11 protein-coding genes and 1 pseudogene are annotated in these 12,169 nt (G+C 44.4%); 10 read left to right on the plus strand and 2 right to left on the minus strand.

Annotation, left to right across the window (positions count from 1 at the left end):
* Positions 1-334 precede the first annotated feature (334 nt).
* The 9 genes and pseudogenes from yghU (at position 335) to PKHYL_RS17460 (ending at position 10,050) form a co-directional block, all read left to right on the plus strand.
* A pseudogene (yghU, locus tag PKHYL_RS08175) lies at positions 335-1,172 on the plus strand (glutathione-dependent disulfide-bond oxidoreductase).
* Between the two features lie 243 nt (positions 1,173-1,415).
* Entirely contained in the window at positions 1,416-2,360 is a 945-nt protein-coding gene (locus tag PKHYL_RS08180; protein WP_332835954.1) for a DUF1176 domain-containing protein, read from the plus strand.
* On the plus strand, positions 2,357-2,497 hold the full coding sequence (locus PKHYL_RS18120; RefSeq protein WP_332835955.1) for a hypothetical protein: 141 nt from the start codon (positions 2,357-2,359) through the stop codon (positions 2,495-2,497). The genes PKHYL_RS08180 and PKHYL_RS18120 overlap by 4 nt, the downstream gene beginning before the upstream one ends.
* A gap of 565 nt (positions 2,498-3,062) precedes the next feature.
* Positions 3,063-3,206: a hypothetical protein gene (locus tag PKHYL_RS08185; protein ID WP_240366436.1), complete on the plus strand. Its 144-nt coding sequence runs from the start codon at positions 3,063-3,065 to the stop codon at positions 3,204-3,206.
* Entirely contained in the window at positions 3,175-4,680 is a 1,506-nt protein-coding gene (locus tag PKHYL_RS08190; RefSeq protein ID WP_240366437.1) for a DEAD/DEAH box helicase, read from the plus strand. The genes PKHYL_RS08185 and PKHYL_RS08190 overlap by 32 nt, the downstream gene beginning before the upstream one ends.
* A gap of 263 nt (positions 4,681-4,943) precedes the next feature.
* A complete protein-coding gene (locus tag PKHYL_RS08195) occupies positions 4,944-6,188 on the plus strand; it encodes a DUF819 family protein (protein WP_071001570.1) in 1,245 nt (414 codons plus the stop codon).
* 234 nt (positions 6,189-6,422) lie between these two features.
* Positions 6,423-8,990, plus strand: coding sequence for an excinuclease ABC subunit UvrA (gene uvrA / locus PKHYL_RS08200; protein ID WP_071001569.1), 2,568 nt, complete (start codon positions 6,423-6,425; stop codon positions 8,988-8,990).
* Between the two features lie 378 nt (positions 8,991-9,368).
* Complete coding sequence (locus PKHYL_RS17455) at positions 9,369-9,632, plus strand: zinc-dependent peptidase (protein WP_269778308.1); 264 nt, start codon at positions 9,369-9,371, stop codon at positions 9,630-9,632.
* Positions 9,633-9,660: 28 nt separating this feature from the next.
* Positions 9,661-10,050 carry a zinc-dependent peptidase gene (locus PKHYL_RS17460; protein ID WP_269778316.1) on the plus strand — a complete coding sequence of 130 codons (390 nt, stop codon included), beginning with the start codon at positions 9,661-9,663 and terminating at the stop codon, positions 10,048-10,050.
* Between the two features lie 357 nt (positions 10,051-10,407).
* On the opposite strand, the gene PKHYL_RS08210 is transcribed toward PKHYL_RS17460, so the two are convergent.
* The gene (locus PKHYL_RS08210) at positions 10,408-10,578 is read right to left on the minus strand and encodes a hypothetical protein (protein ID WP_240366438.1); all 171 of its coding nucleotides are present in this window, start codon (positions 10,576-10,578) and stop codon (positions 10,408-10,410) included.
* 22 nt (positions 10,579-10,600) lie between these two features.
* On the minus strand, positions 10,601-10,879 hold the full coding sequence (locus PKHYL_RS08215; protein WP_240366439.1) for a hypothetical protein: 279 nt from the start codon (positions 10,877-10,879) through the stop codon (positions 10,601-10,603).
* 251 nt (positions 10,880-11,130) lie between these two features.
* Between PKHYL_RS08215 and PKHYL_RS08220 the strand changes: the two genes are divergently transcribed.
* Entirely contained in the window at positions 11,131-11,616 is a 486-nt protein-coding gene (locus PKHYL_RS08220; protein ID WP_071001566.1) for a hypothetical protein, read from the plus strand.
* Positions 11,617-12,169 lie beyond the last annotated feature (553 nt).

Here is a 12,169-nt window from a genome sequence, read left to right on the forward strand (position 1 = left end):
AGTAAAATCGTAACATTGATTACAAGAGAAGACTTTAATATCAGCAGAGGTTATCGTTATAGTAAAGCCTAGCTAATAAATAGCATGGTAATTAATAGAGAAATTAGCATGGCTATAGTGAATTCAGTATAAAAACGATACAGTGGGACTGGGATAAATTTTTCGCAGCATCGAGCAGCCTAGGCACAGCACGCAAGGAAAATTTAGACCAGTCCCACCTTGATATATAATGTATCTGTTTTATTTAGGATTGACTATATCAAGAAAAACAGTACTAAGATAAGTAAAAGCTAATATAACCAAAAATAATGGCAATAATAACTAAGGATATTTTATGAGTAATGCATCAACCAGTGACACACAAAACGATAAATATGTACCGCCTAAAGTTTGGACACAAGACAAAGACAACGGCGGTAAGTTCGCAAGCATCAATCGCCCAACCTCTGGCGCTCGTTATGATAAAGAGCTACCAGTAGGCGATGCTCCGCTACAGCTATACTCACTGAACACACCCAATGGTGTTAAAGTTAATATCTTATTAGAAGAGCTGGCAGAGCTTGGTATTAGCGGTGCTGAGTACGATGCTTATAAAATTGATATCTCGCAAGGTGAACAGTTTGGCTCAGGGTTTGTAGCGATTAACCCTAACTCAAAAATTCCAGCGTTGGTCGATCATTCTGCTGGTACCGCTGGCGAGCCGATTGCTCTTTTGAGTCGGGCGCTATCTTGATGTATCTGGCAGAAAAATTTGATAGATTCCTACCTTTATCGCTAGGAAAAGCGAGAGCAGACTGTCTGTCGTGGGTGATGTGGCAAATGGGTAGTGCGCCTTTTTTAGGTGGCGGCTTCGGACATTTCTATGCCTATGCACCAGAGCCGTTAGAATATCCAATTAATCGTTACACCATGGAGACTAAACGTCAGCTTGATGTATTAGATACCCATCTAAAAGACAGTGAGTATTTATGCGGTAATGATGAAGCTGATTATAATATTGCCGATATGATTATTTGGGCATGGTATGGACAGTTGGTACTCGGTAAGCTATATGATGCGGCAGAGTTTTTGCAAGTACAAGACTACAAACACATACAGCGCTGGGCGAAAAAATTGCTGAGAGACCTGCCGTCAAGCGTGCTGTGGAGCTAGAGTTAAAACCAATCGATTAATTATTAGCACGAGCATCATTTAATTATTTTCAATGACATTTAGGCTGGTAAGTTTAAGTTACGCACTTATCGGCTTATTTTTATTATATTTAAAATAATAAATATAAAATTGATGACCACTTTCTTTTGTATTTACATAATGGTACATTAGAACAACAGATAGAAACATTAAAGCGTTAAGATAACCGCTTATCACCGTGACAGACAGGTGTTTATACTTATTTGATTGATGAGTAATGGATTATGAAACACAATAATAAAATGCGCTTACCTATGCTTGCAGCAGTTAGTATGGCTTTGTTTGGTACAGCGAGTATGGTGAACGCCAAAACTGAGTTTACCAGCCAAGATTGGCAGGTGGTCTGTGATAATACCCGTACTTGTCGGATAGCAGGCTATCAAGCAGAAAATAATAGTGAATTTCCTGTCTCTGTCTTATTGACCCGCCGTGCAGGGGCAAACGCCGCTGTAGATGGCAAAGTCAAGCTTGGTGGTACCAAAGACAGCTCCTCTAAAGCCTTAATGCAATTAGGTAACCGTCACCGGATATCACTATTTATTAACGATCGAAATTATGGTGAAACCAAGCCGTATTCTGCAGCCGCAGGCAGTGCTGAGCTAACCCAAGCGCAAGTTACCGCCTTAGTTAGCGCCCTTCAGCGATCAAGCAAAATCACATTCGCATTACGTAACTCGCGCTGGCAACTCTCAGACAGAGGAGCTAGTGCGGTCATGTTAAAGGCCGATGATGTCCAAGGACGCGTGGGTACGCCAAGTGCGCTGATGAACCATGATAATGCGACCAAATCTAATAGTAATGTCTTACCCCCTAAAGCAGTACCTGTACTACGTTTTGTAGAGCCTAGTGGTAAGTCTGCTGCTAGCGATAAAAAGTTTGTCATGAGATCCTCTCAATTGGCCTCATTGATGAAAGGAACGATGAAAGATGCCGATGCTGACTGCCCAAATCTATCAGACAAGTCACCTTGGCGTGTCAGTCGCCTAAATGATTCACAGCTGCTGGCACAGCATGATTGTTGGACAGCTGCTTACAATGTGGGTAGTGGGGTGTGGGTGATCAATGATAGCAAACCTTACAAGCCGACATTGGTCACGACTAGCGCCACCAATTACGACAAAGGTAAGCTTAGCTCAGTACAAAAGGTCGCGGTATTGGCGACTGTATGAGTCAAGTCGATTGGGTGTGGACGGGCCGCGCGTTTGAGAAAAGCCATGAAAGCACCACTGGACTGTGCCGTCTTATTGAAGCGGGCGGGGCATGGCAGCTGCCGACTTATGTCACGGATGTTAAAGTAGTCAAATAATCACCGATTTTTTGTTGAATGAGACGTTTAGCATGCTCAATAGAGGACTTATTCGGGCTATTTACTTAGTAATTGAATAAATGGCTACACATAATTTTTTATTGTGCTATACTGCGTCGCCACGCAAGCTTAGGCTTTCGTGAATTATGAGATTGATAACATCGCCTGCGATTTTGGGTCTAGGATGACCATAAGTAATTGTTGCCGATGATTTTGTGTACTTAAATAACGTCTTAAACATATCAGTTATTTTTGACTCATATCTTATCTACTGACCTATATAGGGTCTAGATTGGTTGCTGTTTGCGATTATCTGCTTTGGACAAAGCATTGATAATGCGCGTATATCAAGCATGGATAAGACACTCGGCACTACCACCAAAATACGTCAGACAGCACGAACGCATTTATTATAAAGACGCTAAGCTCTAATGGCTTGGTTTCTGATTATCGACACTTTTATGTTGCTCGGTAACCTTTAATAAAAGCAGCGTAATGAACGGTTATCAGTGGTATGCATCAAGTTTGCTGAATTTACAGCAGCTTATACTTACCAAGGATTCCTATGACTGACATCTTATCTGCAATTGCCGCTGAAAACGGTATCATCGAAAGCAACGACACTACTGCAAACACTGACACCTCTAACAATGACGCTACTGCTCAAGCAGCAACAGATGCGGCCTCAGAAGACAAAAACAACCTTTAGCGATCTTAATATTGCCAAGCCGATTTTGACCGCGCTTGATCGCATCGGTTATACCAATCCAACCCCTATCCAAGAACAAGCCATTCCGTTTGCACTAGCCGGCCGTGACCTTTTATTGTCAGCGCAAACAGGTAGTGGTAAAACAGCAGCATTCGTAATCCCAGTACTCGATCGCTTAAGCCGTGCCACCAGCTTTGATAAACTGACCAAAGCACTTATCCTAACGCCAACGCGCGAGCTTGCTCAGCAGGTGCATGACAGCGTACGCACGTATTCAAAAGACATGCGCGGTTTGTTCTGCGTGCCCTTGGTCGGCGGCGCGCCTTACAACGGTCAAATCACCGCCCTACGTAAAGGTGTACAGGTCATCGTCGCCACGCCTGGTCGTTTGCTTGACCATATAAAAGCAGGCCGTGTGGATTTATCAAACCTTGAAGTGTTGGTACTAGATGAAGCGGACCGTATGCTAGACATGGGTTTTGCTGATGACATCAGTGATATCTTAAGCGCCGCGCCAATCGATCGTCAGACGATCATGTGTTCAGCAACTTGGGATGGCCCAGTCGGTAAAATCGCTGCCAGCTTCACTAAGAACCCTGAGCGCGTATCAATCAAAGTAGAATCTGCACACATCGAAGAAAAAGTGTACTACTGTGATGATTTTGATCACAAAAACCGCTTGCTTGACAAAATCGTTTGCCAACAAGAGATGGATCAAATCATTATCTTTGCTGCAACCAAACGTAGCACTGAAAAATTGGCAAAACAACTACAAGAAGCGGGTCATAAAGCAAGCTTCCTACATGGTGACCTGCCACAGAGCAAGCGTAACCGCATCGTTCAAGATTTGCGTAATGGTAAGGTAAAAATCTTAGTAGCGACTGACGTTGCTGCCCGTGGTCTTGACGTGCCAGCCATCTCGCACGTCATCAACTATGATTTACCACGTCAGACTGAAGATTACGTCCACCGTATTGGTCGTTGTGGCCGTGCTGGCCGTACTGGTGTGGCTATCAGCCTATGCAGCATGGACGATCGTCCACAATTGGCCGCCATCAACCGTTACTTAGATCGCAAGATGGAAGTGTGCGTTATCGAAGGCATGGAGCCTAAGAAAACCTACGTACCAAGCGAAAACAAAGGACGCGGGCGTGGCCGTGGTCGCGGACGCTCAAGCGGTGGTTATGCTGGCAAGTCTACTGGCGGTGGCCGTGGTCGCTCAAACGATCGCGCAGCAACAGGCCAGCGCGCCAGCAATGATAGTGGATACCAAGGCCAAGGTGCTGGCAAGTCACGTGATTCATCAGGTAAGCCAAAAGACCGTTTTGGTGGTAAACCATATCAGGGCAAGCGCGGTGACCGTGCAGCTACAGGCCGTGGTCGTCCAAGTGGCAGCCAAGGTCGCCCAGCAAATCGTTCTGACAGCCGTGGTCAAGGTCGTCCAAACGGTGGCAACCGTGGTAAAAACTCATAATATCGCTATAACGAACGATTAAAGCTACTAATTACTAATTCATTAATCGTCTAAAGTAGTAAAAAGCCAGATACTTGTTATCTGGCTTTTTTGTGTGTGACCATTGTTCGCTGATGGTATAGTTAAGCTTTTGCAGGCATGACTAACTATGATTCGTTTAGAGCTCAGCAGTTATTAAGATCATTGACATGGCTGCTTGCACGAGTTTTTTAGCTTGTCTATACTGATTCACTTTTGCCAGTTGTTTGCCTCGGAGCGCCTTGATGCCTACTACCTCCTCTTTAGCAATTGATAGCCTGCCATTAGCTTTCGGTATCATTATGGCAATCATTGGCCTAGTATTCTATACCCAAGGTTTGCCGGGTAAATTCTGGCGACGGTTTTATGCGGTATTGCCCGGTATTGTGCTGTGCTGCTTTATACCTGCTACTTTAAATAGCTTAGGGATGTTCGCCGATGGGGTGGGTTCACAGATTTATGGATTTACCGCGACGTATCTGCTGCCAGCCAGTTTGCTATTGATGACCTTATCCATGGATGTTCCCAAAATACTAGGATTAGGTTGGAAAGCGATTGCCATGTTCTTTGCCGCCAGTATCGCTATTGTTATTAGCGGTCCCATTAGTTTAGGAATAGCTAAGTGGGTATCGCCTGAAATGTTCCTCGATGATACATTATGGCGTGGATTTTCAGCCGTGGCAGGCAGTTGGATCGGCGGTGCAGCTAACCAAGCGGCAATGAAAGAGCTGTTTGGGGTCAGTGATGATTTGTTTGGCATGATGATCTTGGTGGATGCCACCAATGCCTCATTGTGGTTACTCGCAATCTTGGTGATGGCAAAACACAGCGCAAAGATCGATCGATTCTTGCGCGCTGATACCAGTAGTATTGATAAAGTCATTAAAGCCGTCGAAAGCTATGAGCGCGATCATGCCCGTCCAGCCACCATTAATGATTTGATGGTGATGTTTGGCTTGTGCTTTGCCATGGTAGGAGTGGCGCACTTTGTTGGTGGACAAATTGCTGACTTTTTTGCCCCATATAAATGGGCGGTGCAATATAGTTTTGCCAGTTCATTCTTTTGGATGGTGGTCATTATTACTCTGTTAGGCGTCATTTTTTCTTTTACTAAGATTCGCAGACTCGACCATGTGGGCGCGTCCAAAATGGGTACCGTATTTATCTTCGTGCTGATTGCCGCGATTGGTATGCAGATTAATTTGGCAGGTATTGTCTCGCAGTGGCGGCTATTGCTTATCGGCTTTTTATGGATGAGTATCCATGTGGTGATTATCTTTGGGGTTGCCAGACTTATCCGTGCGCCGTTTTTCTTTTTGGCGGTAGGTTCTAATGCCAATACAGGTGGCGCATCGTCGGCACCGATCGTCGCGACGGCTTTTCATCCATCGCTTGCGCCTGTTGGCGTGTTTTTGGGTATTATGGGCTATGCGGTGGGTACGTTTGGCGGGTATATCAGTACCCAATTGATGCGCTTGGTAGTGGGTTAGTGTTTAGGTTATCCATATTCTGATAGCATTTTTTCCTCAAAAAACCTGCAATGATTGCGGGTTTTTTTATTATAAGGTGCCTAATGACTTAAGTTGTCGTTTTGTCTATCGATGCTATTGATACGTAAGCTTTGCCACACCCCTGCATGAGTACGTGTTAACCTTCCTGCTACTCAGATGAATAATAATAAATACATTAGCAATAAATAGTGTCTCAATAGGAAAAATAGCGTCATGGCCAATCCAAAACAATTAGAAGCAACAGAAAATAAGACAAGTATCGTCAAGAACGCTCTATACAACCCTAATCAAGAAAATATTCAGGTCAGAGGTGCGCGTGTTCATAATTTAAAGAACGTCGATGTGGATTTACCGCGCAATGCCTTAGTGGTCTTTACGGGTATATCTGGATCGGGAAAATCATCACTGGCATTTGGTACGCTATTTGCCGAGTCACAGCGGCGCTATCTTGATTCAGTATCGCCTTATGCCAGAAGGCTCATCGATCAGGTTGATGAACCCGATGTCGATACTATAGAAGGGTTACCGCCAGCAGTTGCCTTACAGCAGCAGCGGGGTACGCCGTCAGTACGCTCGTCCGTCGGTAGTGTAACAACCATATCTAATGGTCTTCGTATGTTGTACTCACGAGCCGGAGAGTATCCCGCCGGCCAAGAGATGCTGTATGCCGATGCGTTCTCGCCCAATACGCCAGATGGTGCCTGTCCCACGTGTTCAGGTATCGGCCGTGTATTTGAGGTCACCGAGGATCTGCTGGTACCAGATAATACCAAAAGCATTCGCGAGCGAGCTATTGCCGCATGGCCACCGGCATGGCAAGGTCAAAACCTGAGCCGTATATTGACCACGCTCGGCTATGATATTGATAAACCTTGGCACACCCTGCCAAAGAAGACCCGCGACTGGATCTTGTTTACCGATGAGACACCAACAGTGCCTGTTTATCCTGAGTATGATATAGAACAGACACGGGAGGCCATTGAGAAAGGGGAAAAGCCAAACTATATGGGTACGTTTACCAGTGCCAAAAACTTTGTTTTGCATTCTTTTGCCACCACTCAAAGCCCGCGCACCAAGAAACGCGTGTCGCAATTTATGCAGATATCCGAGTGTCCAGAATGTCACGGCAAAAAACTTAAGAAAGAATCACTGTCGGTTAAATTTGCAGGACTCGATATCGGTGAGCTGTCACAGCTTACATTGACGGACATGGCCCAAAAACTTGAGAAAACAGCGCATACCAAGATAGCTGATGATACACCAAACCGCGAAAAAGCCATCGTTGCCCAGCGTATTGCCAGTGATATTCTCTCTCGTATTGAGGCACTAACAAGGCTTGGGCTCGGTTATCTGTCACTTGAGCGTACCACACCAACACTATCGCCTGGTGAGCTACAGCGATTGCGATTAGCGACCCAGATTCGCTCGCAACTGTTTGGCGTGGTTTATGTCCTTGATGAGCCATCAGCAGGTCTGCACCCTGCTGACACGCAGGCGCTACTTGGGGCGCTAGATGAGTTGATCGCATCTGGTAACTCGGTGTTTGTGGTTGAGCACGACGTGAGTGTGATTGGGCATGCTGATTGGGTGGTCGATGTCGGGCCACAGGCTGGCACGCATGGCGGCGAGATTGTCTATAGTGGGCCTGTAGAAGGGCTACGTGAGGTTGCGCAGTCGCATACGGGTCAATATCTCTTTGCTAACGACACGGCGAATCATCAGTCAAAATCTGACACAAGGCAACCGACAGCGTGGCTGAAACTCGCAAATATCGAGCGCAATAATATAATCGGCTTGGATGTTGAGTTTCCGCTTGGGGTGATGACTAGTGTCACGGGTGTCTCAGGGTCAGGTAAGTCGAGTCTTATCAGCCAAGCATTGGTAGAGCTTATCAGTGAAGTATTGGGGCAAAAGACGGTTACTGAAGCGCCTGTAGGTGAGGCAGATTTGCTTGAGCAAGAGCTTGAGACAGTCACTGGTGGTGAAATCGTCGCTGGCATGGAGCAAGTCCGTCGTCTTATTAATATCAATCAAAAGGCGATTGGGCGGACACCGCGCTCAAACCTAGCAACCTATACAGGATTGTTCGATGATGTGCGTAAGCTGTTTGCCGCAACTAAGCAAGCAAAAGCACATGGCTATGACGCTGGACGTTTCTCGTTTAACACCAAAAAAGGCCGCTGTCCAAATTGTGAAGGTTTGGGTTTTGTCAGTGTGGAGCTGCTATTTTTACCAAGTGTCTATGCACCTTGCCAGGTCTGTCACGGGCAACGCTATGATGAAGAAACACTTACCATCACGTATCGAGATAAAAACATTGCTGAAGTATTAAATTTAACCGTTGAAGCGGCTCATGAGTTCTTTGTTGATGAAGCGCCTATCTTGCGCGCATTGGATGCGTTGCTGCAAGTGGGGCTTGGCTACTTACGTTTGGGGCAGCCCGCCACTGAGTTGTCAGGGGGTGAAGCACAGCGTATTAAGCTTGCCACTGAACTACAACGCACGCAACGAGGCGATACGCTCTATATCTTAGATGAGCCAACCACAGGTTTACATCCTGCTGATGTATCCATGCTGATGACGCAATTAAACGGTTTGGTCGATGCGGGGAACACCGTCATCATGGTTGAGCATGATATGCAAGTGGCCAGCAATAGCGACTGGGTGATTGATATGGGGCCAGGGGCGGGTGATGAGGGCGGGTTAATTGTCGCTCAAGGTACGCCAGAAGACGTGGCCCAATCAGAAGACAGTCGCACCGCACCGTTTTTATTGGTGTGATTTTATTGATGTGACGACCAGTTTTCAAATTGGGTCTAAGAGTGAAGGGTATCCCCAATAATTATCAGGGCATTTGGGCAATTCAACTAACGTGCGACGCAACGCATCTGACCATTGATGACGGATGGTATTAAAGTACTCATCACCCTCATCAATACGGCGACCTTTGGGTAAGATTAAACTGTCATTACAGTTAGGCTTACAATATCAATTTTAAAACATAATGTATGGATGACAGTCTGCGCCGCTCAGTAATGTATTTATGAGCGGCGTTTTTATACATTTTAATATAGTAATTATCATGGCGTGCTACTGGTTATCGCTATAATATACGTAGAACGGCTGGCCTATATACTAAGAAGAATAGGGATAAAGTGTATGTTTGACATCATAAAAGACTGGCGTGAGCAGCGTATATTGGACAACAGCAAGTTCACGCATGAAGACTGGGCGCGGGCGGCTGAGTGTATCATGATATTGGATAGGTTGACTGAAGACGAGCTAAGCCGCTTGTTTGACTTGGCGACTTTGTTTTTGGATGATAAGTCGATTGTGGGTGCACAAGGTTTTGAGATTACTAATGCGGTCAGACAATCCATTGCACTACAGGCGTGCTTGCCTATCTTAAACCCTCAGCCTTGAGTGGTATAGCGGTTGGTCATCTATTATTATTTATCAAGGTTCGTACAAAAGTGAGAGTACAACGGTAGATGAATTTGGTATCGTCCATGAGGGCAGTCAGCACCGTAGTGGGGAAGCATGGCAGCGAGGTCCTGTCATTCTCTCATGGAAGGATGCCAAGCACTCAGGTGAGCGTGACGGACACAATGTGGTGATTCACGAGTTTGTGCATAAGCTTGATATGATGAATGGCCGCGCTAATGGCTTTCCACCGATGCAGCCTGACATGGATCCTGCACGTTGGACACAAATCATGTCGCGAGATTTCGAAGACTTTCAAACGCATCGTAAGTCAGGTTTAGATCGTTATGGTGCGACCAATCCTGCCGAGTTTTTTGCGGTATTGAGCGAAGTATTTTTGAGACGCCGCAAAAGCTAGTGGATGCTTATCCTGACATTTACGATATTATGGTGAAGTTTTTAAGCAAAGTCCACTTCAGCCAAAAGCATAAAGTAAAATATATATCAAAAATTAAATATAATTCAATATGATAAAGAGACAAAAGGGCAGTGCTTCATATATGACGCATTGCCCTTGTTTAATATAATTTATCTGACCATAAAGATGCTTACGCTGTTATTTAAACCGTCCACTGATCGTTAACGACAGCGACGAGATAACGCTTACCCTGATACTCATCAAACACCAAGCGCAACACCCGCCAGTCTAAACCGCTGTATTCATCACTACCTTTATAGTAAAACTCAACGACATCAGAGTTTTGATATATTTTATTTAGGTTATTGATGCTATTGCCACTTTTTGAAACTCATTGACGCTAAGGGTAGCGTCATTAAAGGTTTTGGCCTTTACCCAAGTGTCTAGGTACTCTGGTAGCGGTATGATTAATGGCTCACCAGAGCCGTCACGTTCACCCCAAGTAAAGCGGATTTTGGACTGCTGCAAATACTGTGCATATTGCGCGCGGCTAAAAACCTTGTCTGACTCCAGGGCGCACGTAGGCATACATCGAAAAACGGACGCCACGTGTGGGATGAATATCATCAGTAATTCTAGCAAAATCCTTATTGGCGAGTGCCCGCTGTATACGCAACGCTTGCTGCTTTAGGGTTTGTTGACTGATATCAGTACTTATAGCCGTTGCTGAGGTGCTGGTAGGTTGAGCGACAATCGCTTCGCTGGACTCAGAAGCGGACTGGCAGCCAGTCGCGGTCAAAGCAAGCAATAAAAGGCTACTAGAGGCCAATGCCGCAGATTTCTCCTTGAAAAGGTAGGTAGTATTATCATAAAAGCATCCTTACCACAGTTATTAGTGAAATAAACGTCACGATAAGCCACTAAAAGTTGTCATCACAATAGATAAAAGAGCATAAAAGCGCTATGTAATCGGAATTTTGATGAGTGAACCTGAATGATACGATAATACAGCAGAGTCGTTATATGGCTATGATGTAATAGACCGTAACACTTATAAGATAAAAGCTCGTAGAGAACGACATGCCAACATACAAATCGCTGATATTACTATCAACCATAGCACTGACAACTGTCGGTACTGCCACAGCAGATGTGACAAAAGCATTTCAGAAACAAGCTGCTGTGGCTGATATGAAAATCACGACCATCACAAAAATGTACCAACAAGATATCGATGACCAAGGTATGAGTAATCCTATAGTGCTACAGCAATATGCCAATGCTGATTTACAAGCAGCCATGCAGCTAGAACAAGATTACTTTGATAAAAATCAAACGTCCTGCAATGTTGATTATGATGTGCTGTGGGATTCTCAAGACCCTGATTATACTCAAGACAAGAAGTTTTCGATGACTGATAAAGGATTGGTTAAAGTCAGCTTGGCGCAAGGTAGCAATATTTATTATGATTTGACATGCAATGATAAAGATTGCCAAATCGCAGATGTTAGCTTAAATGAAGATGGTGGAACTTTGAGTAAGCATTTGCTTGAAACTTGTCGTTAGTAGAAAACTGAATTGATATTAAAAATGTCAGCGCCAAGCTATTTTAAATTTAAAAATACGCAGTTAAATATAGAAACGATATGACGCAGATTGATATTTACTCTTATACTGAAACCGCCGGTATGTTTTCGCATAATGTATATTATGTTAAACTAAGGGTACCATACAATAAGTTCATGGGATTATAATTATATGATAAATCCCTATAAAGATTGGTTGATGATTGATTAATTCTCATACGTATTACCTATTCATAAAGTCATCTTCATCACCACTAATACAGTTACTAGCTGAGCTGTCTTAAGGAGTTAATGTACAGAGCTATCATTAATCCTATTGTATTTGTAATCGAGCTTAACGTATTAAACCATGTCGCTAGTTAACCTGTTTGATAAACTTGTTCTACTCATCATTGCTAAGTTTACTACCTTCATACTGCACAATAAGCCCTCTGAATAATCTGTCACTCCTAATCATCACCTAATAAACAAATCACTCATCAATCGATTGTTGGTAGCTTAGCCGACTTCCTGATTAATGCGAATGTGCTTGA

Source organism: Psychrobacter sp. KH172YL61 (assembly GCF_007182895.1).
Taxonomy (GTDB): Bacteria; Pseudomonadota; Gammaproteobacteria; order Pseudomonadales; family Moraxellaceae; genus Psychrobacter; species Psychrobacter pacificensis.